Here is a 26,149-nt window from a genome sequence, read left to right on the forward strand (position 1 = left end):
GACATTTTTGCGAAAAAATGGGAAATAAAGCTGCTTTATTAGACTATACATTATTAATTACAAATTTGATTTTATTTTGGTATTTGCTCAAAGGTAAAAATCTAAGAATTCATGAACAAACGCAAAATAAACTTAACTTTACTATTCAACCGAAGTTACTTCGATTTATTGGGTTATTTATTGGACAAGCAGGAATAATTTACTTATATGCTACTTTCGTTATTATAACTGTCACACAACTTAATTGCGATCGTGTTAGCCAAAATATACAAGCTTCAAGTGTCAATAAAACATCAACAATTATATGTCAACTGAGAGAATTTGATTTTTTTCGTCAGCAAAAAAGCCAAAAACAAATTACTGGATTAATTGGAACTCGTTTAGAAAAACAAACTAAAACCGATAAAGAGGGAAAAATTATATATGAATATCAAGTTCAGTTATTAACTAATACAGAGAGTATTCCATTTAGACGAGCTGCTTACACCGATTATTCTTCCGAAGAAGCAGAGTTTATAATATTAAAGATTAAGAATTTTTTGGCGCAGCCTTTAGAAAAAAGTTTAGTAGTTAAGCAAGATGATAGGTTTTATGGTTATGTTGTAATTGCTATAACCCTATTTTGGTTTTTATTAGGCTTACTCCTAATAGCGCTAGGTTCATTCATAAACTGTAATTTTGATAAACAATCAAGTAGTTTAACTCTTAGCCGCTATAGAGGGTTTGGGAAATTTGGAAAAGCAGTTTTTTTGTACTCGCTAAATGAAATTGTTGATATTAAAGTTGAAAGTTCTAATAGTGAAGATGGTTTTGTTTATCGAGTTACCTTAACGTTAGCATCTGGTGAAACCGTACCTTTGAGTGGTTGCTATAGTTCTGGGTTTGAAGAGAAACAAGAAATAGTTAAAATAATCAAAAATTTCCTCGCTTCAAATTAGTAGCTGTTTATACTAATTCTGCGGCTTTCTCAAGATCAACTCTGCGATCGCATCCCAAAAAACGTCCTAAACTATAAATAAATTATATTGATTCAGGCATTGGTGCATTAGCCTAATGGCATAAAGCTATGGCAGTTATGATGCCTTTGGGGAACGGAGGAAACCCTGGCTCCCCTATTTAAGATTGGACTGAAAATTGTCAAAAATTAATCGCCTTTAATTACCGCAGGGAATTTCAATTAAAAACTCTGTTCCTTCTCCTGGTTTAGAGGAACATTTCATCTGACCATGATGTTTTTCAACTACTATTTGATGGCTAATAGACAATCCTAAACCCGTACCTTTACCTGGTGCTTTGGTAGTGAAGAAGGGATCAAATATATGCGATCGCACTTCTTCTGGAATCCCAAGACCATTATCAGCTATTCTTATTACAATCTGGTTATTAATCGCTTGCGTATTAATCCAGATAGTCAAAGGTATTCTCGGACACGTTTGTAATAATTTCAAATACCTTTGCTGTATAGTGTTAAACTTTTCCTCTAATGCATCAATACTGTTACTCACAAGATTCATAAACACTTGGTTTAATTGCGCGGGATAGCATTCGAGCAAAGGTAAATTATCATATTGTTTAATAATCTCAATAGCTGGGCGTTCATTATTATTTTTGAGGCGATGCCCTAAAATTAGCAAAGTACTATCCAACCCTTCATGAATATCTACTGGCTTCAATTCAGCCTCATCTGTACGAGAGAAGTTTCGTAGTGATAGCACAATATCACAAATCCGCTCTGTTCCCACTTTCATAGACTCAAGGGTTTTGGGTAAATCTTCGATAAGAAAGTCCAAATCACTCTTGTCGATTTGCTCTTGGACAGTTGGCAATATTGAGGAGCTTTGACGGTAAAGTTTCACTACCTTTAGCAGTTCTTGAGTATATTCATTTAAATGGATAAGATTGCCAAAAATAAAACTGATGGGATTATTGATTTCATGGGCAACTCCAGCAAGTAGTTGTCCTAATCCCGCCATTTTTTCACCCTGAATTAACCTGGTCTGAGTTTGTTTTAATTCTTGCAGAGTCTGAGTAAGTTCTAAGGTTTGACGTTTAGTTTGCTCGAGTAATTCTGCTTGCTGAATCGCAATTCCTAATTGCACCCCAACTTGAGCCAGTAAATTAATTTCCTCTTCTTTCCAATAACGCGGTTGCGAATTTTGATAAGCAACTAATAATCCCCATAATTTTTCACCTTCCCGAATCGGCACAAAGGTTTCGTTACGCGGAAGTTCGTTATCGTCGTCTGTATCCTCAAAAGTTTCTATAATCATTGGTTGGGTTTGTGCAACTGCTTTCCAACCATCTTTAAATGAATCTGCTACAAATTTACCACTCCAATCCGGGTTGAAACGGTAAATTGCAATTCGCTCGACTTCGAGTAACTCTCGCACAGCTTGAGTAGTGGTTCTAAAAATAGTTTTAATATCAAGTGACTGGCGAATTTTATCAATGGTTGCAGCCAGCAATTCTTGCCGTTCCATTGCTTTCTCGCGTTCAGTAGCTTCTGCTAACTGGACAACCTGCATTTGAACTTGCTTTAAATAAGAATCCTGTTTTAATGCGACTCCTAATTGCTCGGCTATTTGACTGGCAAATTCAATTTCAGAGCTTTGCCAGTGACGAGGAGCGGTGCATTGGTGAATACATAGCAATCCCCAAAGTTCACCTTTTTTCAATAGAGGTGCAACCATATTTGCCCGCACTTGAAATTTTTCTAGGATTTGGACGTAGCAACCGGGGAACTTTCCTTGATAAATGTCAGCGATCGCATTTACTCGACCTTGTGCGTAAAGGTGTGCAAAGTTTTCCCCAAAGCAATAGTCATAAACTTTTTCTGCCATTACCGAGTTACACTCAGGTACAAAATCCTCAGAAATAAATTCTCCTTCCCAATTTTTTTGCGGATCAAAACGAAAGACTGCCACTCGATCTGCTTGCAGCATTTGTCGGGCCTCGGTGACAGTAGTCTGGAAGATTGTATCTAAATCTAGAGACTCGCGAATTCGAGTAATCACACTAGTTAATGTCTTTTGTTGCTCTGCTTGGTACTGAGCGTATGCCAGCAACTTATGGTGTCGAACTGCCACACCAATTTGTGTACCGATTTTGATCAGTGATTCGACTTCATAAGATTGCCACTCTCTGGGTGAGGCATTTTGGTAGGCAGCAATGATTCCCCAAAGTTGATCTCCTTGGAGAATAGGGGCAGTTGCAAAGGCTTTTGCCTGGAATTGCTCCAACAGAGTTACATGGCAGTTTGCTAATCCGGCTTGATAAATGTCATTGACTGTAAATGTCTGGTTGTTAACATAACGCCCACCTTGCGTCTGTTGTAAATAAGTATCAGCGTAGGCGTAGCCCGTCGTAGACATCGCAGGCTCAACTCCAACTAAGGGAGTCCAGCCTTCCGTAAATGATTCCGCAACAAAGTTACCACTCCAATCGGAATTGAAGCTAAAGATGGCAACTCGGTCAGCTTGCAACAGCTTACGTATTTCTTGAGTTGTGGTTTTAAAGATAGTTTCAATATCAAGGGGCGAGCGAATTTCATCAACAATTTTAGCTATTACTTGGTCGCGCTGAACTGCTTGAGCCAATTTTGCAGCTTGCAATTTGACTTCATGAAGATGCTTTGCTTGTTGAATCGCAACAACAAGATGGTCAGCAATTTGACGAATAAACTCAATTTCCGATTCTTTCCATTCACGAGTCTCACTGCACTGATGAATGCAAAGCAATCCCCACAGTTCTTCCTTCCGCGATAGAGGGACAACGAGGTTGGCCTTTACCTGAAATTTACTCAAAATTGCCATCTGGCAATCACTCAGTCCCGCCTTGTAAATATCCGCTACTGCTTGCACTCGAGCTTGTTGATAACTGGCAGCAAATTGTTCTCCAAAGCAGTGGTCGTAAACTTTTACAGCCATTGCTGAGTCCCAGCCAATTGCAACATCTTCAGAAACAAATTTTCCCTCCCAGTTTTGTTCGCGGTCGAACTGGAAGACTGCTACTCGGTCAGCATTAAGCAACTGACGCACTTGTGTAACAGTCGTTTGAAAAATTTTTTCTAAGTCAAGAGATTCCCGAATTCGGACAATTACACTCGCCAGAGCTTTTTGTTGCTCTAGTTGCTCTTGAAGTTGAGCGCTTGACAAAAGAAGTTGATTTTCTGTGAAATTTGAATTGGGTTCCATTGCTCTGGATTATCTCGTTTTTATACAAGGGTTCCTCACGCCAAAGTTCATGGGGTTAAGAAGTGTCACAAATATGACAAACTGCAAAGTTTTACAGTCTTCAACTGGCCGCGTCCAGGATTCACCAATTTCAGATGGATAGCAACTTGTTGAGGTGGGGACGAATGGGCGCTTTGGGACTGAGTACTGGGTACTAGGGAATAAAATATGAGTAAAATTTGTTTGGGATTCAAATCTCGCCCGATACCCAATCCCTAATCCCCAATCCCCAATCCCTAGTTCAACTATTTCCCAGAAGATGGTTATTGTTATAGTTCCCCTTTCTCGATCTATCCTTGTAATGGATTAAAAAATAATTTTGGCTTATACACAACAGAGGAGATAACTAAGTACGCAATTGTGTAAATTCATCGCCAATTGAGGGTTTAATTTGAAACACAGAGGAGCGCAAAGTTTATTTGAGTATATTCACTACAAACTCAGGCAAGGCTGTCACTAAGTTAGTAGTGTCGGCGCAAATCAGAAAAGCGGCCCGATGCCTTTGAAATCCCGATCTAACTAACTTGTAATTCGCTGTATTATCGCAATCTTAGAAATTTAATTTTGAGCGTAGGCGTAGCCTGCCGTAGGCATCGATCCGCCTTTGCCCTGAGCGTAGGCATTTAAAATTACTAATTTGTCAAAATTTACCTGACAGACTGCGGAATTTCAGGTTAAATGTTTTAAAGTATGCACTCTGCAAGAGTTGTCGGGTATTATTCGTGACACAACAAGATCAAAAACCCTCTCGTTCTTTCGCTGGAATTGCTGGCATTGTTGCCGCAGCCACATTAATTAGTAAAGTCTTCGGTTTGGTGCGGCAGCAAGCGATCGCTGCCGCATTTGGTGTTGGTGCTGCTGCCACCGCCTATAGTTATGCCTATATTATCCCTGGCTTTTTATTGATCTTACTCGGTGGTGTAAATGGGCCATTACACAGTGCGATCGTCAGCGTTTTAGCCAAGCGGCGGCGAGAAGAAGCGGCTCCTTTAGTGGAAACGGTGACAACGCTGGTAGCTGGAGTGCTGTTGCTGGTGACAGTGGCTCAAGTTCTATTTGCGGATACGATCGTTGATTTAGTCGGTCATGGTTTGGAAGAAACAACCAGAGCGATCGCCATTCAACAACTCCGCATTATGGCACCAATGGCTTTATTTGCCGGTTTAATTGGCATTGGCTTTGGTACTCTCAATACAGCCAATCAATATTGGTTACTCTCCATTAGCCCTTTATTATCTAGTATTACCGTTGTTGGCGGTCTTGCTATCTTGGCGATGCAACTGGGCAAGGACATTATTAAGCCGGAGTACGCTTTAATCGGGGGAATGGTGTTAGCTTGGGGAACCTTGGCAGGAGCGATTCTCCAGTGGGTAGTGCAGCTAATTGTTCAATGGCGGTTAGGATTGGGCACATTACGCCTGCGGTTTGATTTTAAATCCCCAGGCGTTCAAGAAGTAATTAAAATCATGACTCCGGCAACAATTTCCTCTGGAATGATGCCAATTAATGTTGCCACCGATCTTTATTTTGCTAGTCCTATCCCTGGTGCGGCGGCAGGATTTAACTATGCCAATCTATTAGTCCAAACTCCCTTGGGGATTATTTCTAATATTATTTTGCTGCCCCTATTACCGATATTTGCCAAACTTGCTGGCCCCGAAAATTGGCAGGACTTAAAATTACGGATTCGCCAAGGACTGCTACTCACTGCTTTTACCATGTTACCGCTAGGGGCACTGATGGTGTCGCTATCAGTACCCATTGTGCAGGTGGTATATGAGCGTGGGGCATTCAAACCAGAAGCCACACAGCTAGTTTCATCTTTGCTAGTGGCTTATGGAATTGGGATGTTTGTCTATTTAGGGCGTGATGTTTTGGTGCGGGTATTCTATGCTTTAGGCGATGGACAGACACCTTTTCGCATCAGTATTTTTAACATCTTGCTCAACATCTTATTAGATTGGTTTTTCGTTAAACCTTTTGGCGCTCCCGGTTTGGTATTAGCAACGGTGGGTGTAAATTGTAGCTCAATGTTAATGCTGTTATGGTTGCTCGATCGCAAACTCAATGGTTTACCTTGGCGTGAGTGGAGTTTGCCAATTCTGGGTTTGGCTGCTGGTAGCGTAGTTGCTGGGGTAGCAAGCTATGGGGCATTGATTGGTTCTCAGCACTTGCTAGGTAAAACGGGTTTACTGATTCTGGTGTTGCAGTTATGTATATCTGGCTTCGTAGGGATTGTAGTGTTTGCTGCGATCGCTTCATGGCTGAAAATACCAGAGGTGAATATTTTTATATCTCGTCTACGTCAACGCTTTTTGAAGAAATAACTGTTATTTAAATAGAATTCAGGAGTCAGGAGTCAGAATTCAGCATGAATTGGAGTCCGAAAAAGCGGATAGCACAGTGTCAAGACAAGACAGTGGAAAGTCTTAATCTTCCACTTTCTTGTTCTGACTCCTGAATTCTGAATTCTTCAATTAAATATTTCATATCATGTCCGCTTGATTACTTATTAAACCCGAAGAACCCCACCCCGCCAAAGCTACGCTTTCTCTCCCCTCCCCGCAAGCGGCTATCCATTACCCGCATCTTTCTCAACAAAAATACAACTTACTTAAAATATGCCAAAAGCATTGATAGGTATAGTTTTTGAGAGAAGAGAATATTTGAGGGTAATGGTGCATCATGGAAAAATNCCTCCTTTTGTCAACTATCTACATGTTGCATTGTTCCATAATCCTTTTCCTGACTTACTTACAGCAATGTTAAGAAACATGTGACTAATGCATAGCCGCAAGCGGGGAGGGGTTGGGGGTGGGGTGCAATGACTGTGGGAATCATAACTATTTATTCGGACATGATATCAGTTGTTACACCCAGGTGGGTGAGAAATAATTCAGCCACTTGGGTGAACCAGATGCGTGAGGTTACATTTTGTAAAAAAAGAGATTCTAGTACTAGAGAAGATTGATTTTACCTAACTCTAGTGAGAATAATTCTATGAAATTTACCAAATTAGCTGCCTCTGCACTTGCTGTTGCTTCCATTGTCCTCTCAGCCGGTATTGCATCTGCTCAAACAGCAGGTACTAACGGTAACTACATTGGTGCTGGTGTTGCTGTTGGTGCAACCAGTGGCGGACAAGGAAACGATGAAGCACAAATTGGTGGTAATATTCAAGGACGATACGCCGTACCCAATGCTCCAGTTTCACTGCGGGGTTCTGTGTTGTATGGTGGCGATGCTGCTGCAATTATGCCCATAGTGACTTATGATGCACCCATCGCCAAAAATACTAACGTTTACTTCGGTGGTGGTTATTCCTTTGTAACTGACGAAGGTCAAAAAACTCCATTGGGCAATCGGAATTCACCTGTTGTCACCCTTGGGATTGAATCAGAAGTTAGCAAAAATGTCATTGCCTACGGCGATACTAAATGGGGTATTGACGCCTACAAAAATAGTGATGCTGATGCAGTCAGCTTCCAAGCTGGATTAGGCTATCGTTTCTAGTGATTACCAGCTAGAAAACGGCTTATTCGGAAGCTAAAGCAATGATCTTTTCCAGCCGTAATAGTAATTCGTTCTTTGATGCCCAAGTATTAATACTTGGGCATCAATCATTTTTAGTAATGATTTTGATAAAAAATGATATTGGCTAGTATTGATACTTTATCTTAAAGTGAAGTCAATACATATACGTATAAGATATTACTCATGAAAAAGATTAATCCCATTCCAGAAATAGTTGGTGAAACAACTGACGTAGAATCCTGGCTGATGCGAGCAGGGCTAAGATTTTCAGACTTAGGTGACGATGCTGTAAGTATTGCAATCCGTAGGCAATGGCGAGAGTATCAAGCCGCAGTTCATAGATGCTGTGTAACCCTACACCAACCACCATCAGACGTTCAACTAAGCGGCGACTATGCCAACTTGAGAATACCTGGCGCGGCATTTACGAATTGTGCGATCGATCGCCTGTCGAGTCGTCCCCAGTCCTTAGACTAATTATCCTGTTGCACGCCGTTCACTACTGGCTTAATTTCCGAAAATGGATCGGTGCCGCCACCCCAGTTAAAATCACTAATTCGGATGCTGAAACCGCCTAACTCCAGCACCGGATTGTAACGTAAGGTAATGCCATAGGTGCGACGGCTATATTCCAAAATGTAGTCGGTACTAGTTTCTTTACCAGTATCCAAGTTAACAGATGTTTGAAAGCCTAAGCGAAAAGGGCCGTAGATTTGCTGTGATATTCCAGCGGTCAAAACTGTGTTATCAACGGAGCGGTCAAACAAAAAGGGTGATAATCCGTTATTAAAGCCTTGAGAGTAACTGACATTAAAGGCGGTATAGTCGAAAAAAGGTCGGGAAAAATGACCAATTTGCCCTTGTAAGCCAATTGTACCAATTAGGGTGCTTTGGTTATCACCATTGCTGTAATAACTGGTAGTGCCTGTAAGGCTAGCGATCGCTAGCAAGTAAGGAACTACAGGGGTAGCCGTGTATCGCAATCCCTCAGTGGCAGTGGGTGGTAATGGTTTTCCCTGCCACAGCAACAGCCCTCTACTGAGGGTAGCACTGCCTTGTAAACGACCAAGTGAAATGCGATTGTTTTCCCGCACTGGTTCTAGCAAGTCTAGGCGATCGGTGTTGGCATCAATATACTGGGCACTTGCCTGGTAGTTAAGGTTGATGCCACTTTTCCCTAAAGGAATCACAGGAGAGGTAATAATGCCGCCAAAACTGCTCTGGACAGTTTGAAAACCCAGAGTACCGTTGTAGAGACGATTGCGGTAGTTATATTGCACATTCAATGTGTGGGGAAGAGAAGTGCCTAATGTCTGGCGCAATCCTAAATTCACTCGCAAATTTTCTTCCACGTCATTCAAGTTAAAACTAGTTAACTCCGCAGTTCCCTGAATTATCCTCCGTGGATTCAAAACAGAATTTATCTTGGTCTTCACACCAAACAGTGCGCCTAAGTCACCCGTGCCTTCTTGCACACCTCTCTGTAATAATAACTGGGGCGTGATTGTCCAGCGTGTTTGCTCTGTATCGATTACTGGAAATCCACGCTCAATATACAAACCTCCCCGATCTTCTCCATCGTAGCCTGGGGAGACTATTGCAGGTGTAACGTCCCGCTCTCGGCGGTCAATAGTACGCTCATTCAGCGGAATTGGTAAGGAGACTGTTTGATCCAATACCAAACGCTGCCCTTGTGTCCTGATGCGGTCTACCAAGGGTGATTCTCGCGTCAAAGTTACTGTATTTGCACGTAATTCCAATTCAGGCGGGGAAAAAGGATCGTTGGTGATGCGGACATTGTTTGCCTGCCAGCCTTGCGGATAAAAGTCAATTTGTTCAGCTTCAAACCTGAGCCGATTGACTGCACCCCCGGTTTTCGGTGGCGGGATGTTGCTGGCATCTGCCTGACCACCAATTGTCACATCAATTCCTCCAGGGCTACTCACACCGGAAACGGGTTGATTGGCTCTAATGCGATCGCTGGGTGGACGTTTTGAAACTCCACCAGTACTTACAGCCGTGGGTGAAAAAGCAAAATCTGTTTGTGCTGAAGGTACGTAAATTTCTCCTCTACCATTTTCCAGTTCCCCACGATCTTGAACGAAGTTATAGGTAAAGCGTTGTCCACGCAGTATCTGATCGCCCCGTGTTAAGGTGACGTTGCCTTCTCCCGCAGCGATCATGTTGTCCAAATTGACTTGTAAGCGATCGGCATCCACCACTGCCCCATCAAATCGCACAATTACATTACCTACAGCTGTAATAATTCGCTGTTTCTCGTCATACTCTTGCCGATCTGAAGTGACTTCTACAGTTCTTGGCCCGGCTGGCGGTGGGGTAGCTGGCGCAGTTGTAACAGATGGTTGAGCTTGTGGCTGAGTGGTATTGATCTGTGGTGTAGGCGTTGGTACTTGGCTTTGTTGCTGGACTTGGGACTGAAATTCTACAGTGATCGGTACTGAGAGTTGGTTTTTGGGCTTACGAGACTTGAATGTTATAAAATTTTGTACTGATTGAGAACTCGGTGCTAGATCGGCAGCAGATACAGAGATATTGTCTTTTTTTAGAGACTGTTGTGCAGTAATATCGCGTTGCTGTTTTTGTTGAGTTAACTTCTCAGCTAAAATTTCTGCTTTGGATTTGCCTAACTTCTTGCTGTTTGTGACAGTTGGGGCAATTTGAAGAGGGTGTTGAGATTGGGCGACAAGGGGACTTGGAGAAACTCTATAGGTAAAGCTAGAAGAGTCCAAAAAGGTTGGTTTTGCTCCACCATTAGAGTTTGGATTTAGCGATCGCTGACTGAGTTTTTGAGCAGGCTTATCTTTTGCGTCTTGGTCTAAAGTCTCTGCTCCAACTTTTTTTTGCAAGGCAGCGGCTTCTCTTTGCATCTCCCGTTTACGCAGTGCCGACATCAGAAGAAGTTCCGAGTGGCGGGGTTCGACGCTCGGACTTGTCTTTGTGTATTCTTTAACTTGGCCATTAGAGGTTGTAACCTCCTGCGTGGGATAACCAACAACCAGCGGCTGTCCCAAAAGCCCAGCAGTTGCAGAACCGGGGAGTGGGGAACTTTCTGGTGGAAAGGTTTCTGGTGAATGAGGTACAGAAGAAGTTTTAGCAACTACCAAGTCATCTTGAGTTGAGTCGATCGGAGTTGACAATAAAGGATCGCTTTTAGTGTTACCCGAAATTGCCAACTGAGCCAAATTCTTGGGCTGCTTGGATTTGTCTGTCTTTTCGTGTATTCCAGTATCTACACCTGAAAGAAACTTTGTATGACTAGCAGATGAGGCGGGATTTACAGGTTGTAAAGATTCAACGATAAGAGGCGGATTCGGTGGCAGAACTGGATGAAGCATAAGTGAGCAAAATCGGGCTAACAAACAGCCAAATGACAAAGGGAAGGATTAAACATACATTTTGCCTTCCGACTGTCGCCTTCTGCTACCTACAGCAAGCTACTTGGAGGAAGAAACTTACTAAATTTTCGCTTAGTAAGTTTCCGTGGCGTTTAGTATTTTCCGCCTTCCAAAGTCGCGGATGATTTATCGCCCTCTTACTCTAAGTCCCGACGGCCGGGGTTACGAGCTGGATCGTTCGACAAAAATCCGAAGATGAAGATAGTTACGAAGAAGGCAACAACAATATAAACAGCGATTTTTAAAGTCAGCATAGAAATATCTCCAACGGGTAAAACAAAGAAAGCTTTTCTTTCAGTATCTGCAATGCAGAAAAGATAGCTACTTTATATTACCCAAATCTCGTCCCTTTTTTAGAGGACTCTGGGGACTGGGGACTGGGAACTGGGGACTAGGGACTAGGGATTGGGTACTAGCAGTGTCTATCCTATCCTACGCTTATTGAGAATAGTGCAAGATATCAGTTGTCTGACTTTTAGATGACCCTAAGAAATAACTCAGAGGGCTATTGGCTCTTCTGACGTTGACTGATGGCAAAGGTTTCCCAAAAAAAGGGTAGAGGTTGCAGGTTACAGGTTACAGGAAATAATCCCTAATCCCCAGTCACCAATCCCCAATCCCCTATCCCCTATTTCTCAACTTGAAGCTTTGCTATATCTTTGCCAATTCGGTTTTTGATTATTCGTGCAGGTATGCCGACAGCAACGGAAAAAGGAGGAATATCTCGATTAACAACTGCTCCCGCCCCAATAACACTGCCTTTGCCGATAGTAACGCCATCTAATACTGTTACTCCATGTCCTAGCCAACAATCATCTTCAATCACAATTCCCTTGCGAGTAACACCTTGGTATTTAATCAGCTCCATCGGATCGGCAAAATTATGATTATTGGCATATATCCCTGAATGAGCAGCAATCATGCAGTGTTTACCAATTTTAATGTCTCCTGGCCCCTCAATACACACGTTGGGAGCAATGAAGGTGTCTTCATCAATATGTATATACGTATCTTTCAAAGACCCTATATCAACGTTACGCTCAATCGCAACTCTATCTCCTAGATGGATTCTATTATTTTTATGTCCTCTCGCATCCATCCGCACACCCTTGAAAATATAGACTCCTGCGCCGATCTCAATACAAGAAGTACCGTTAAATTCAACACCATTTTGAATATACACTGGGCTGCCTATCTGGCCAAAAATACTACGGTATCCTAAATTACGCAATTTTGGGCCGAGGAGAAGTGTCGGAATATCTCCTAACACTGTAGTTACTAAAAGTTCTTGCACGCGCTGCAATTTGGAAAAATATTGCTCGTTCTGCATGGCTACATATCTCTTTAATCAATTGTTGTTGACAGTGTTTAAAGTTGTTTTGGCTGTATCCTAATCTTCTGCCAATACCAATAGGCTCTGTGTATATTAATACATGAGCTAAGGTAGCAGTATCACCAAAATTTTCCAACATTTTTAGATGGTTTTTCAAATGTTGAAAAACCATAGTCTGGCTTTGACTATGCGAGCAATTCTTGAGATTAGGTGTGTAGAATTACTCAAGTAATATGCACAATTACGTTAAGTCGCTAGCAGATTTTGTGCTATATGCACCTAAAACTTTGGCTTATTTTTTACAAAATCAATTAACAAAACAACTTCAGTGCATTGCCGGGTCAAAACTCAGACTTTTAAATTGTCTGATGGAAAATTTTCTGGTTTAGATAGACTACTGTTTTGGTTCTCTGGTAAATTTGAAAAGCTTGCTACCGCTAACAGCACTCCTAAAGTAACTAGGATAGTGTTGTTTGTCTTGAGGCTATTTCCTCTCAAGCGGTTTTAGTCTTTTGAAACAATTTAGTTTCAAAAGCTATTTTGCAACAAAAAATACATTTAACTAGACTATATTCAAAGTTTAGATAAAATTTTTGCCTAGCATAACAATGTAATTATTGTTGGATTTTTATGGGTATTTTTGCCCAAAAAAATCCAATTAGGGTGGATTATCTCCCACATCAGCCATCACATTGAAGTTAACCATCGGTGCAAACAAGTAAGCGCTTCCCCGACTGCTATGACGGCTTTCTTGCAACGAATTTCTAGAGTATGCTGCTCCAATCATGTTGCACACGGATGATTTACAGACTAGCCAATTCACGTTTGTAATGACATGAATGGTTTTTAATAACAATTGTTTTTAACGATAACACATTTTATTTTTAATGGAACACTCTTATGAAATAAGTTGATTTCCAGATTTATTGTTGATGATAATGCTGGAAAGAAGTTAACTTTTTTACTAGAGCGAGTGCTACTCGGAAATATTTTTATACACTTAGACAGCATCCATTGAGGAGGGAGATTTAAAAATGCTGTAAGTGGTTATTGGCATTTTGGTCTATATTTCTATCGTTACTATTTTATAATTGGGCGTTAAACTCAGAATAATATCTACTATACTTGTGACACCCTATTCCTTAAAAAGCCAAAGTAGCTGAAAATTTTTCTCTTCCCTATTACTTATATCTAAAAATTTATAAATCACCCATTCGGGTGAACCAAGCGGGTGATGCGTGCTTGGTAGTATTCATTATAAATTTTATTAAAAGAAAGCTAAAAGTAGCTTAGTTTCGAGGATAAATCTACAAAAAAACATCTAATTTCCCAAATTGAGGTATCGGTTTTAACTCACACACTTGGTTCAAATTATGGCTTTAATTAAAGAAATTGTACAAGAAGCTCTAACTATCGGCTATCTAAGTGTTGTAGCCGAACATCAACTGCGATCGCAGCTTCAAAGTAATTATGACTCAGAAGACCTAGATGCCTGGATCATTTTACAGCGAGCTATTGCAGCAGGTGATGTCAAACAAGAGTCGCGCCGAAAAAAAGCTTCTGCATCTCCTAAAGCCAAGGACACTTCATCAAGTATCAAACTTGCTTATCAAATGGCAGCGGAACTCGCTTATGCAGCAGCTGTAGCTCTGACAATGACAAAAAGTACTAAAGATCAGCCTTCACTAGGTGCATAAAATAACACCTTTATAAGTTATTTTCCTGGTTTAGTGCAAATATTTCATACCAAGTAGTTAGCGTAGGCGTAGCCCGCCACAGGCATCGTTTTTGTTGATTAACTGCTTGGTAAGGCTTTCATCCGATTATTTATGGGGTTGTGCTTCTGCCTCCTGACTTGAAAGTGCTGAGTGCTGTTAGCGGATAGCTAGGGTTTAGCCCGTGCTGAGTAAAAATCCCAGTCTTTAGAAGATTTTCATGCAAGGCTTTTGAAACTCGTTTTATCTGGACTGCCTTCTTTGACAGCGCAGTTTTATTAAAAAATAATTAAAAATTTTAACTTTACTGAACCCAGGTATGGGGAATTTTCACCCTCAGTCAAGAATCTCGAATTGATCCCCGGAAGGAATACTAAAATAAATATAAATTATTTATTCAAAACTAAATTTTTTTAAGTGATACATACCAGTCAATGATTAAATTTTAATATACCAAGTACATGGCTCAGAGTCAGGCATAGAATTAGAAACACCTTGGTGTAAACTTTAGCAACGAGGTTAAAAATAATTCTCAATGCTTAACAAAGTCATCGCTTTTTCACAAACTACTGTATAAAGAATTGGCAACATTGGTAAAGAGAGTAAACAATAACCATAGCTAAACTTGGAGTTTTGCCAACTTATGCAGCCAATTCGTACATTTAACGTATCCCCTTCACTACCGCCGCGACTCGAACCACTACGGCGGCTGGCATATAACTTGCACTGGGATTGGAACGTTGATACTAAAGACTTATTTCGTCGCTTAGACTCTGACCTCTGGGAGTCTAGCCATCATAACCCAGTGTTAATGTTAGGTACTATCTCTCAATCGCGGCTTCTGGAAGTTGTCGAAGATGAAGGCTTTCTAGCGCAAATGGATCGAGCTGACCGTCAGTTAGACGATTATTTGCAAGAGCGCACCTGGTATCAGAAACAACGGGAGCAGAAACCAAAAGAATGCTACGCCTATTTTTCGGCGGAATTTGGACTTGTAGATTGTTTGCCCGTCTATTCTGGAGGCTTGGGTGTTCTGGCGGGGGATCACCTCAAATCTGCCAGTGACTTGGGGCTACCGCTTGTCGGTGTAGGTTTGCTATATCAGCAAGGCTACTTTGCCCAGTATCTGAATGCTGATGGCTGGCAGCAAGAACGCTACTTGCTCAATGATTTTTATAATATGCCCTTGCATCTAGAGCGCAATGCCGATGGTTCAGAGCTACGGATTGCGGTAGATTATCCAGGACGCAAGGTATATGCCAGAGTTTGGCGCGTACAGGTAGGAACGGTTCCTTTGTATCTGTTGGACACTAACATTGAACCGAACAATACTTACGACCACGACATCACAGATCAGCTATACGGTGGCGACATCGATATGCGTATCCATCAGGAAATCATGCTGGGTATCGGTGGTGTACAAATGCTCAAAGCTTTGGGGCTGAAAGTTACCGCTTACCACATGAATGAAGGACACGCCGCCTTCTCTGCCCTAGAACGCATCCGCTTGCTGATTCAGGAAGAGGGACTGAATTATCCCCAAGCTAAACAGGTGGTGGCTTCTAGTAATATCTTTACTACCCACACGCCAGTACCAGCAGGGATTGACTTGTTCGCTCCCGACAAAATGCTGCACTACCTGGGGTACTATGCAGAGATATTTGGGTTGCCCAAAGAGCAATTTTTAGGACTGGGGCGCGAGAATACAGGCGATTTATCTGGGCCTTTCAGTATGGCGGTGCTGGCGCTGAAGATGGCAACATTTTCCAACGGTGTCGCCCAACTACATGGTGTGGTGTCGCGGCAAATGTTCCAGGGTTTATGGCAAAATGTGCCAGTGGAGGAAGTGCCGATCGCCGCAATTACTAATGGTGTCCATGCTCGCAGTTGTGTTGCCAAATCGACTCAAGAATTGTACGATCGCTACCTCGGCCCAAATTGGTCATCAGCACCACCAGATAGCCAATTGTGGGATCGGATGGATGCCATTCCTGATGAGGAGTTGTGGCGCAATCACGAACGCTGCCGCTTAGATATGGTTTTGTATGTGCGAGAGCATTTGGTCAAGCATTTGACCGATCGCGGCGCTTCCGCCTCCGAAATTAGCCAGGCCCAAGAAGTTTTAGATCCTTACGCTTTCACCATTGGCTTTGCTCGTCGGTTTGCCACCTACAAACGCGCTACCCTCTGGATGCGCGATTTGGATCGCATTAAGCGGCTTCTGCTGGCTAACAAAGACCGGAAAGTGCAATTTGTGATTGCTGGTAAGGCGCATCCCAAGGATATTCCCGGTAAAGAACTGATCCGCGAGATTAACCACTTTATCCGCGAACAGCATTTAGAAAAGCAGGTCGTTTTTGTCCCCAATTACGACATTCACATCTCCCGGTTGATGGTTGCGGGTTGCGATATCTGGTTAAATACACCGCGTCGTCCACGGGAAGCCTCTGGTACTAGTGGCATGAAAGCCGCAATGAATGGCTTGCCAAATTTAAGTGTGCTAGATGGCTGGTGGGATGAAGCTGATTACGTCCGTACAGGCTGGGCAATTGGACATGGAGAGAATTACGACGATCCTAACTACCAAGATGAAGTAGAAGCAAATGCTCTCTACGAATTGTTAGAGAAGGAAGTTGTACCGCTATTTTATGAGCATCGGGATAGTGATGGTTTACCCCGTCCGTGGGTTGCCAAAATGAAGGATGCAATTCGGTTGAATTGTCCCTTCTTTAATACAGCGCGGATGGTAGGAGAATATGCTGGGAGAGCTTATTTCCCGGCTAGCGATCGCTATCATACCCTGACTGTTGATAACTATGCTCCAGCTAAAGAACTAGCCGCTTGGAAAGAAAAACTGAGCGAACAATGGTTCAACATCAAAATCAAAGATGTTGACGTATCGGCAGCTTCAGACATTGAGGTTAACCAAACCGTTGCTGTCAAAGCCAAGGTTAACTTGGCGACTTTGACAAATGATGATGTGCAGGTGGAGTTATATCAAGGTGCGATCAATGCCAATGGTGATATTGTCAACGCTGTGCCAGTAGTGATGGATTACCAAGGCGAAGATGGACAGCAATTGAGTATTTACACTGGTAATATCATCTATACCGCTTCTGGTTTACAAGGCTTGTCTTTGCGTGTATTGCCGAAAAATCCACACCTGGCTAATGCTTATGAACCAAGGTTGATTGCTTGGGCAGAATAAGAGTGCTGATTAATTTTTGAATAATCAAGATTAAGCGTTGCTGACTTAAGTTTAGCAACGCCTTTTGTTTTACACGTTTTCAGGTAAATAATTAATATCTAATAGCTGTTCTAAGGTATAAATACAATATTGAGGTAAGTTATTTAGTTTACCCTCAGTTTTCTCAATTACATACCCTAAAGCATCATCATAAATTGATGCTAATTCATTGTCTAAGTATTGATATAAATTAGTTGTCAAGTTACGTTTTAATTGATTCCTAAAGCTTCTAATTTTTGCTTTCCAATGTCCCGAATTATATTGAGCTTCTAGTGTCCAGTATTGCAGCAGCAAAAAATGTATAATAATTTGTTCTAATAAATTAGCAACCTTAGCTTTGTCTCTACGACCTAAATTTTCTAGCTCCTCAATTAAATTTTCTAAATCTAATTCTTCTAAATGGTTAGCTTTCAAGAGTTTGATTGTTTCCTCTAACCAGAGATGATCATCAATTTCATAAAGTTGTTTTAAACTCAAGTTAGAACTAACTCCTTGCATAAAACCTCTTTGAGTTAAATCTTACGATATTACAATTTTAGGATAATATTCTCTGAGGGATGACAATGTAGCCAGTGGTGTGATCGCCTAATACTAAGTTACGTTGTTCTCCCCAATACCACCAGTATGCAGCAACGTAAGCGCAAATTAAGCTATCTAGTTTATCTTCGGTTGCTTTGAGGGTTGCGCCTGTGGTGGGTATTTCTGAAGGAAACGAACCGCAGAGGCGCAGAGGTGGAGAGAAGGAGGGGAGGATATCGAGAAGATAATTTTGGAGTTTGATTAGTTCTAGGCGGCGCTGACTGAGTGTTCCTTTTTTGTATTTGAGGATGCGTTCTAAGTTGAATAGGTTAACGATTGCTGGGTGGGGGAAGACTTCTATTTGATATCTGCTGAGTTTTTGCGGTTCTATGGTGGGGGCGTGTGCAAAACCGCGTGATTCTAATTCTAAGCCAAAGTTGATGGTGCGTTCTGCGAAGGGTAGGTTTTGATTCGCTGGGTAGCATCCTGCATGATATTTACCAAAGTACTTGTGGCTGAGTTTGTCGGCGAGGCGGCTTCCGGTGGCGTTGGGTATGAGGGTAGGCGCATCTACGGCGATCATGGCTGGTTCATCTGGTTGGACGCTTTGATCGATCCAGGTGAGGATATCTGCAATGGCATCTTTGCGATTTAGATCGAGTAATTGTAGTTGTCCATCTATCCATTCTAAACAGCATAATCCACTGGGTTGCGATCGCCAGCCTAAATCAATGCCAATAAATTTCATGGTCATAACACGAATTTGCGATTATTTTCGCATTTTCGGGCAACCATTTACCTAAATTTACTTGCTAAAAGTTGTGATAAATAATCTTATAATCTTAAGCAGTTTCTCTTAATTTATTTTATCTGGCAATAATTTAATCAAGATTATTCCAATGAAAGTTTTATTTTTACATCCCAATTTCCCCTCACAATTTCGCAACCTAGCAACAGTTTTAGGTAAAGATCCTAATTGCCAAGTCGTCTTTGGGACAAATCGTCGGGAAGGGGAAATACCTGGCGTTTTTAAAGCTATTTATACCCCTTCTCGTGAAGCGGCTCCCCAAACCCATCACTACGTTCGTAATCTGGAAAATGCTGTTCTCACCGCTCAGGCTGTCTATCGCGTGGCAGAAAAATTAAAATCCGAGGGTTTCTTTCCAGATATAGTTTATGGTCATTCTGGTTGGGGGCCGACTTTATTTATGAAAGATGTTTTCCCCAAAGCAGAATTATTGTGTTATTTTGAGTGGTTTTATCACGCTCACGGTTCAGATGCAGATTTCGATCCCAACGATCCGTTGAATGCTGATGATGAATGCCGCATCCGCGTGAAAAATGCACCGATTTTAACTGATTTATATAGCTGCGATCGCGGTCTTTCTCCAACTAATTGGCAGCGTCAGCAGTTTCCCAAAGAATATCATAGCAAACTCACTGTCATTCATGATGGTGTTGATACCAATTATTTTGTTCCCAAACCAGGCGCAAAGTTAGTTTTACCAAGAATAAATCTGGATCTTTCTCATGTGGAAGAGTTGGTAACTTATGTAGGACGAGGAATGGAACCTTATAGAGGTTTTCCGCAGTTTATGGAAACGGTAGCGCTACTTCAGCAGCGACGACCTAAATGCCACGTGGTAGTTGTCGGAGAAGACCGGGTTGCTTATGGGAAGAATCTACCCGATGGTAAAACTTACAAACAATTAATGCTAGAAAAATTATCTTTGGATTTATCAAGGCTGCACTTTACAGGTAGGCTTCCTTACAATGAGTACCTTCAGGTTTTGCAAGCTTCTTCTGCTCATGTTTATTTAACCCGTCCTTTTGTATTATCTTGGTCAATGTTAGAAGTAATGGCAGCAGGATGTTTACTAATAGCTTCTAAGACTTCCCCAGTCTTGGAGGTTGTACAGGATGGGGTGAATGGACTGCTGGTAGATTTCTTTTCTCCCCAGAATATTGCTAATCGGGTTGAAGAGGCGCTGAATAATCCTCAAGAGATGAAAGCAATTCGTGCGAATGCGCGAGAGACTATTCTGAAGCGTTATGATTTGGCGAAACTATTACCACAGCATTTGCAATGGATGTTCGCTGGGAAAACTTCTGATAGTTTGAAAAAGCGTCCAAGTTCTAAAGGATTTGGCAAAAATTAGTCATTAGTCACTTGTACTGAGCGTAGTCGAAGTATTGGTCACTTGCATAAATATTTTTTGCCTTAAGCAAAGGTGCAAATAAAAGCCTGAAAAGCAAGACTTTTGCGAGAAGCAAGCATATTAATCATTAGTTATAATTATGGGTCAATAAAAAATGATAAATGACCAATACAACTATTTGAGAGGCTGCGCCAACTACTAAGCTTAGTACAAATGACCAATGACCAATGACCAATGACCAATGACAATTAAATACAAAATCGATATGTAAAATGCGAATTATTTTTACTATTGCCCATTTTTTCAAACCTAGTAATGAGGGTCGTCATGCCTCCCAACGCAAAAACCCACAACCCCGCTTGGAAGCGTTAACTAAAAGCATTACTGCTTTACATCAATTATTTGGCAAATCTCAAAGTATTATCAACATTGCTCAACGACTAGCTTTCCCTGCTAATCAGCCGCAGTCTCACGAACTAGATATTGTTATTTGTACAACTAAAGATAATCATCTTCTGAATCAGCTTCCCTTACCATCCCATTTATATAAGCATCATTCTACTAATGTAGAACCTCTAGTTTTGGGGTTTGAGTGCCAAGCTGTTCTGCAAAGTTGTCTCGGTAAGTATGATTATTACTGCTTTCTTGAAGATGACTTAATTATTCACGATCCTTGGTTTTTTATCAAATTAAACTGGTTTACCCAACAGGCGGGCGATTTAAATTTGCTTCAGCCAAATCGTTATGAAGTCTCTTCCCACGGTTTGGTTCATAAAGCTTATATTGATGGGGATTTGGCTTTGCGAGTAACTGCTCCTTTTCAAAATGTGCAAGAGCAACAGGAACTCAATGGTGCAATTATGAATGCACCAATTACCTTTCGTCGTGCCCTCAATCCTCATGCAGGCTGCTACTTTTTAAATGCAAATCAAATGGCTCACTGGGCTAATCAAACCTATTTTCTTGACCGAGATATTAGTTTTGTTGGGCCTCTAGAAAGTGCTGCTACTTTAGGAATTATGAAAACATTCCTAATTTACAAAACCTCGCCGGAGCAAGCAAGCTTTTTGGAGATTCAGCACTTTGGAACTGGATTTTTGGGGCTAATTGGAGGACAAGTGGGTTTGGCAGACAGGTAAATCGAATTTAAGAGTTTGGTTTTTGTGAGCAAAGTTAATGCGATCGCTATTTCTATTTATAAAAATACATTAGCGATCGCTCAACAATCAACTAATCTTAAATTGTGACTAATGGTTTTTCAACAGGTGTAGGCGTAGTCAGCGGATCAAATCCTAACTGCTCAGTAATCCGCTCTCTGGCTAAAAGGCGGTATTCCCAAAAATGCTCGCCAGCAGCACATAAACCCAAATACATATTCACAAATTGCGGCTTGGTGCGGAGAATAGCCCAAAGCTGTTGCCAAAATTGACCACGAATTTCTTGCCGTTGCCAGCCTTGTCGCCAGAGCAAGTTTGCAAGTAGTCGCAGTCCTTTACCAGGAGGAAAATACATCGTCTGCTGTAGTTGGGGATTAGGTGTAATCTTCAGGCATTGTTCAAAACAACGTCGGAGATAGTTTTTGGGTTCGTACATTGTCCAAATTGCCTCTAAATATTCTTTAGCAACTTCAGCCATCGGACGGGTAGGAACAAAATTCATTAAGGAATTCTGATCCCCCACCTCCGTACCTCCAAATCCTTCTAATAATCGCTCCTCTCGTTTTAGTCTTTCCCAGAGGGCAGTATTGGGAATAGCTTGCAGTATACCTAGCATCGGTTGAGGAATGCTGGTTTCTTCAATAAAAGCTTGAATTCGCTCCCCAGCGCCAGCCTTTTCTCCATCAAAACCAATGATAAATCCTGCATAGATTAACAATCCGGCTTGATTTATGGTACGACAGGCTTCTAACAGAGGATTGCGGGTATTTTGAAACTTGCGAGTGACTTGCAGGCTGTCTTGATCTGGTGTTTCAATACCCAAAAAGACTGAATAGAAGCCAGCTTTAGCCATTAGTTCTAATAGCTCAGTATCTTCTGCTAGGTTGACGGAAGCTTCAGTCAGGAAGGTGAAGGGATAATTACGTTCCTGCATCCACGGAATTAACTCTTGTAAGAGGCGTTTAACATTGCGTTTATTGCCAATGAAGTTATCATCCACTACAAATAGAGATCCGCGCCAGCCTAAATCATAAAGGGTTTGGAGTTCTGCTAGGGTTTGACTGGGTTCTTTAGTGCGTGGTTTGCGACCGTATAGATTGATGATGTCACAGAATTCGCATTCAAAAGGACAACCGCGAGAAAACTGGATTGCCATCATTAAGTAATCATCTCGCTTGAGTAAATCAAAGCGAGGGATGGGGCTTTGGGTTACATCTGGTTTTTCAAGAGCGCGAAAAGTTCCTTGTTCTTCGCCTTTAGCGATCGCATCTAAAAATTGTGGAACTGTAATCTCTCCTTCATCTAAAATCAAATAGTTAGCTCCTGCTTTTTGGGCAGGTTCTGGCACTGATGTTGGATAAGGACCACCCACAGCAACTTTTTTCCCCAGTTGCGCTGCTTTGTGAATTTGGGCAAGAAAATCTTCTTTTTGTGCAAGCATGGCAGAAAGAATCACGATGTCGCACCATTGCCAATCAGCATCCGTTTCTTGGTTAACATTGCGGTCATAAAACCGCACTTCCCAGTCTGTTGGTAGCATAGCCGCAACAGTCAGAATCCCTAGCGGTGGAATAAATGCCTTAAGTCCCGCCATTTTCATGAATTCGTCGTAAGACCAAAACGTTTTAGGAAAGCGGGGGTAAAGTAAGAGTACTTTCATTGCTGTAGTCCTCTAATTAAATTTTGGTTGAAAATTTTTTTACTTTTGACAAATCCGGGTTTTGGATGGTCATTGCAGAGATGATGCTATGATCCCACTACTTTTATTCTTGCTCTATCTATTTTTAGATAGAGATTTGCATCGGCAAAGATAATGTTGTAGTCAGTTAGCAGGATTACCGCCGTTGTCATAAAATCTAATGGCGGATTTGTGCAACGAAAAATTGCCAGACCAATTGTCTGCTATTAAATCCAGAAGTAATTGAGCATTTTTATAGATCAGAGTAAAAGAGCTTTCATCAGCAGATTCTCCTGAGTGAAAAAATTAACTCATAATGTTGAGGTTACTGCTACTTTCTCTGAAAAAAATTTAAATTTTGTCTATTTTTGTAAATCAAAAGTACATAAACTGCTTTGATGAAGAGCAAAAGCTTTCATTACGGCGTTTTGCAGTTTAGTATTTCTATTGTCGTGTTATGTAAACGCAACCTTTTGCAATGCCATTACATCGAGCGGCCATGCCATTACATCGAGCGGCCATGCCATTACATTGAGCGGCCATGCCATTACATCAAGCGGCCATGCCATTACATCGAGCGGCCATGCCATTACATTGAGCGGCCATGCCATTGCATTGGCTTTTTATTTACAACAGACTACAGTCAAGCATTACAATGCCCACTCTATAAGTCGAAAGTAGGGGCGCAAGGCTTTCATTGGTGTCAATTTAACGTGAAACCCGCTTGGTGACAACGTTTTGCCCTCACCCCCAGCCCCTCTCCCAAGAGAGAGGGGAGCTAGACATTCAATTCCCCTTCTCCCAAGGGAGAAGGGGTTAGGGGATGAGGGCGTGAGGGATTTGCAAAACGCCTGTCTGATATAGTTTTCAGCTTAAGTTGATACCAAGGCCTTACGCCCCTAGAAATCTAGAAATAATTTGGGATAATTTATTTTTTGCAAGTCCCTAAGTTATCGTTTTCCTTGAAGAGTTTCTATAGCAATCGGAGTTGAGTTAAAATCTCTCAGCCCACAACGGCGAGTTGACCTGGAAAATGTCAAAATTAAATGAGTTTTGCGTAGGCACAAGCAACTTGTCGCCAGACATCGCCACTTTACACAGCGCGGATTTGAGATAACTAAGTTGGAATTTATGGGCAAGCAACGTGTTCTTTCTGGAGTTCAACCAACCGGCAATTACCATCTAGGTAACTACTTGGGAGCTATTCGCAACTGGGTAGAAGGTCAGAGCGAATACGAAAATTACCTTTTTGTGGCTGATTTGCACGCGATTACAGTGCCACACGACCCAAAACAGTTGGCAGCTGATACCTACACTCTTGCTGCTCTCTATTTAGCTTGTGGTCTTGATTTAAATCACTCCACTATCTTTGTACAATCTCACGTTTCGGCCCACAGCGAACTCACTTGGTTGCTCAACTGCATTACACCTCTAAACTGGCTGCAAGATATGATCCAGTTTAAAGAAAAGGCTGTCAAGCAGGGAGAAAATGTGAGTGCAGGCTTATTAGATTACCCTGTGCTGATGGCAGCGGATATTTTGCTTTACCAAGCTGATAAAGTGCCAGTGGGTGAAGACCAAAAGCAACATTTGGAATTGACACGGGATATTGCAGCTCGGTTAAATCACCAATTTGGTAAACCAGAACAACCAGTTCTGAAGTTACCAGACCCTTTGATTCGCAAGGAAGGGGCTAGGGTAATGAGTTTAGCAGACGGTACACGCAAAATGTCAAAGTCCGATCCTTCGGAGTTAAGCCGGATTAGTTTGCTAGATTCACCGGAACAGATTCAATACAAAATTAAGCGTTGCAAAACCGATCCGATTCGTGGTCTGACTTTTGACGATCCAGCGCGTCCAGAGTGTAATAATTTGTTAACGCTCTATACATTGCTGTCTGGGCAAAAAAAGGAAGATGTGGCAGTTGAGTGTCAGGATATGGGCTGGGGACAATTCAAGCCATTGTTGACAGACACGATAATTGAGTCCCTGAAACCAATCCAAGAAAAATATCACTCGATAACGGCGGATAAAAGCTATTTGGAGTCTGTGTTGCGGGATGGAGGGGAAAAAGCTAGAGCGATCGCAAATCAAACTTTATCACAAGTCAAAGCGGCTTTAGGCTATTCTCTACCTCTATAAGTTTTCACCTTTAGGTGTGATTTGTTATACCATTTAAGAAATTAAAAAGCTTAATGTTATGCATCACACCCACAGCCCCACAGCCTTTAATGACTTTCGCAGAGCTGTACAAGCAGGTGAATTTCTAGTTACCGCCGAGGTAGCACCGCCGAAGGGAGGAGATCCAGCGCACATGATTCAAATGGCGGCGACTCTTAAGGGGAGAGTTCATGCCGTCAATGTAACTGATGGTAGCCGCGCCGTGTTAAGGATGTCTTCGTTAATGGCGTCGGTGATTTTGTCACAGAATGGCATAGAGCCGATTTGTCAAATTGCTTGTCGCGATCGCAACCGCATCGGTTTACAAGCTGATTTGATGGGCGCTCATGCTTTAGGTATCCGCAATATTTTAGCTTTGACTGGCGACCCAGTAAAAGCAGGCGATCATCCAGATGCCAAAGCAGTGTTTGACTTAGAAGCTGTGCGACTGCTGCAACTGATTCGGAAGATGAATCAAGGTGTTGATTGTAATGAAAAACCCTTGACTGATGGAGCCTTAGATTTATTTGTTGGTGCAGCAGTAGATCCGCAATGTAAAAGTTGGTCGGGTTTACAAAGTCGATTTGAACGCAAAATAGAAGCTGGAGCGCAGTTTTTTCAAAGTCAGTTGATTACCGATTTTGAGCGACTGGAAAAGTTTATGGATTCCATTGCTGCTGGTTATAAAAAACCAATTTTGGCAGGAATCTTTCTGTTGAAATCAGCAAAAAATGCCCAGTTTATTAATAGATGTGTTCCAGGTGTAGATATTCCCCAACATATTATTGATAGATTGGCAAAAGCTAAAGACCCTTTTGAGGAAGGGATAAAAATTGCTGCCGAGCAAGTGCAGATAGCGCGGCAATTATGTCAAGGAGTTCACATGATGGCAGTGAAGCGTGAAGATGCGATCGCGCCAATTTTAGATTTGGCTGGGATTGCTCCAGTGAATCAATTGGTATCTATGTAAATTAGAGAATGAATCTTTTATTAAAGCAG

General features: G+C 41.8%; 19 protein-coding genes. 10 read left to right on the forward strand and 9 right to left on the reverse strand.

Annotated features, from left to right (window positions below):
* The first annotated feature begins 17 nt into the window (after positions 1–17).
* Complete coding sequence (locus tag CDG76_RS10020) at positions 18–938, forward strand: hypothetical protein (protein ID WP_094348895.1); 921 nt, start codon at positions 18–20, stop codon at positions 936–938.
* 216 nt (positions 939–1,154) lie between these two features.
* Here CDG76_RS10020 and CDG76_RS10025 read toward each other — a convergent pair whose 3' ends face one another.
* Positions 1,155–4,193, reverse strand: coding sequence for a GAF domain-containing sensor histidine kinase (locus CDG76_RS10025; protein ID WP_094348896.1), 3,039 nt, complete (start codon positions 4,191–4,193; stop codon positions 1,155–1,157).
* Between the two features lie 761 nt (positions 4,194–4,954).
* On the opposite strand from CDG76_RS10025, the gene murJ reads away from it, so the two are divergent.
* From murJ to CDG76_RS10040, 3 genes are all read left to right on the forward strand, one after another.
* Positions 4,955–6,559 carry a murein biosynthesis integral membrane protein MurJ gene (gene murJ / locus CDG76_RS10030; protein WP_094348897.1) on the forward strand — a complete coding sequence of 535 codons (1,605 nt, stop codon included), beginning with the start codon at positions 4,955–4,957 and terminating at the stop codon, positions 6,557–6,559.
* Between the two features lie 673 nt (positions 6,560–7,232).
* The gene (locus CDG76_RS10035) at positions 7,233–7,745 is read left to right on the forward strand and encodes an outer membrane beta-barrel protein (protein ID WP_094348898.1); all 513 of its coding nucleotides are present in this window, start codon (positions 7,233–7,235) and stop codon (positions 7,743–7,745) included.
* 204 nt (positions 7,746–7,949) lie between these two features.
* The gene (locus CDG76_RS10040) at positions 7,950–8,243 is read left to right on the forward strand and encodes a hypothetical protein (RefSeq protein WP_094348899.1); all 294 of its coding nucleotides are present in this window, start codon (positions 7,950–7,952) and stop codon (positions 8,241–8,243) included.
* Here CDG76_RS10040 and CDG76_RS10045 read toward each other — a convergent pair.
* The 4 genes from CDG76_RS10045 to CDG76_RS37210 form a co-directional block, all read right to left on the reverse strand.
* Positions 8,240–11,122, reverse strand: coding sequence for a DUF3769 domain-containing protein (locus CDG76_RS10045; RefSeq protein WP_094348900.1), 2,883 nt, complete (start codon positions 11,120–11,122; stop codon positions 8,240–8,242). The two genes, CDG76_RS10040 and CDG76_RS10045, sit on opposite strands and share 4 nt — an antisense overlap.
* A 197-nt stretch (positions 11,123–11,319) precedes the next feature.
* Positions 11,320–11,436, reverse strand: a complete 117-nt coding sequence (locus tag CDG76_RS10050; protein WP_041566417.1) for a photosystem II reaction center protein I — start codon at positions 11,434–11,436, stop codon at positions 11,320–11,322.
* 374 nt (positions 11,437–11,810) lie between these two features.
* On the reverse strand, positions 11,811–12,512 hold the full coding sequence (locus CDG76_RS10055; RefSeq protein ID WP_094348901.1) for an acyltransferase: 702 nt from the start codon (positions 12,510–12,512) through the stop codon (positions 11,811–11,813).
* A gap of 661 nt (positions 12,513–13,173) precedes the next feature.
* Entirely contained in the window at positions 13,174–13,338 is a 165-nt protein-coding gene (locus CDG76_RS37210; RefSeq protein WP_179063512.1) for a hypothetical protein, read from the reverse strand.
* A 550-nt stretch (positions 13,339–13,888) separates the two neighbouring features.
* Here CDG76_RS37210 and CDG76_RS10060 point away from each other — a divergent pair.
* Both CDG76_RS10060 and glgP read left to right on the forward strand, forming a co-directional pair.
* Positions 13,889–14,212: a hypothetical protein gene (locus tag CDG76_RS10060; protein ID WP_094348902.1), complete on the forward strand. Its 324-nt coding sequence runs from the start codon at positions 13,889–13,891 to the stop codon at positions 14,210–14,212.
* 661 nt (positions 14,213–14,873) lie between these two features.
* Complete coding sequence (glgP, locus tag CDG76_RS10065; protein WP_094348903.1) at positions 14,874–17,438, forward strand: alpha-glucan family phosphorylase; 2,565 nt, start codon at positions 14,874–14,876, stop codon at positions 17,436–17,438.
* A gap of 69 nt (positions 17,439–17,507) precedes the next feature.
* On the opposite strand, the gene CDG76_RS10070 is transcribed toward glgP, so the two are convergent.
* The gene (locus tag CDG76_RS10070; RefSeq protein ID WP_094348904.1) at positions 17,508–17,975 is read right to left on the reverse strand and encodes a DUF29 domain-containing protein; all 468 of its coding nucleotides are present in this window, start codon (positions 17,973–17,975) and stop codon (positions 17,508–17,510) included.
* A gap of 37 nt (positions 17,976–18,012) precedes the next feature.
* Positions 18,013–18,744: a DUF429 domain-containing protein gene (locus tag CDG76_RS10075; protein ID WP_094349387.1), complete on the reverse strand. Its 732-nt coding sequence runs from the start codon at positions 18,742–18,744 to the stop codon at positions 18,013–18,015.
* 151 nt (positions 18,745–18,895) lie between these two features.
* On the opposite strand from CDG76_RS10075, the gene CDG76_RS10080 reads away from it, so the two are divergent.
* On the forward strand, positions 18,896–20,155 hold the full coding sequence (locus CDG76_RS10080; protein WP_094348905.1) for a glycosyltransferase family 4 protein: 1,260 nt from the start codon (positions 18,896–18,898) through the stop codon (positions 20,153–20,155).
* Between the two features lie 272 nt (positions 20,156–20,427).
* The gene (locus tag CDG76_RS10085) at positions 20,428–21,294 is read left to right on the forward strand and encodes a hypothetical protein (RefSeq protein ID WP_094348906.1); all 867 of its coding nucleotides are present in this window, start codon (positions 20,428–20,430) and stop codon (positions 21,292–21,294) included.
* 97 nt (positions 21,295–21,391) lie between these two features.
* Here the strand turns inward: CDG76_RS10085 and CDG76_RS10090 are convergent, their stop codons facing one another.
* Both CDG76_RS10090 and CDG76_RS37215 read right to left on the reverse strand, forming a co-directional pair.
* On the reverse strand, positions 21,392–22,972 hold the full coding sequence (locus CDG76_RS10090; RefSeq protein WP_094348907.1) for a B12-binding domain-containing radical SAM protein: 1,581 nt from the start codon (positions 22,970–22,972) through the stop codon (positions 21,392–21,394).
* Between the two features lie 473 nt (positions 22,973–23,445).
* Positions 23,446–23,601, reverse strand: coding sequence for a hypothetical protein (locus CDG76_RS37215; protein ID WP_190240811.1), 156 nt, complete (start codon positions 23,599–23,601; stop codon positions 23,446–23,448).
* A 520-nt stretch (positions 23,602–24,121) separates the two neighbouring features.
* On the opposite strand from CDG76_RS37215, the gene trpS reads away from it, so the two are divergent.
* Together trpS and CDG76_RS10100 are read left to right on the forward strand one after the other, a co-directional pair.
* Entirely contained in the window at positions 24,122–25,132 is a 1,011-nt protein-coding gene (trpS, locus tag CDG76_RS10095; RefSeq protein WP_094348908.1) for a tryptophan--tRNA ligase, read from the forward strand.
* A 58-nt stretch (positions 25,133–25,190) separates the two neighbouring features.
* The gene (locus CDG76_RS10100; protein ID WP_094348909.1) at positions 25,191–26,120 is read left to right on the forward strand and encodes a methylenetetrahydrofolate reductase; all 930 of its coding nucleotides are present in this window, start codon (positions 25,191–25,193) and stop codon (positions 26,118–26,120) included.
* The last annotated feature ends 29 nt before the right edge of the window (positions 26,121–26,149 follow it).

Source organism: Nostoc sp. 'Peltigera membranacea cyanobiont' 210A (assembly GCF_002246015.1).
Classification (GTDB): domain Bacteria; phylum Cyanobacteriota; class Cyanobacteriia; order Cyanobacteriales; family Nostocaceae; genus Nostoc.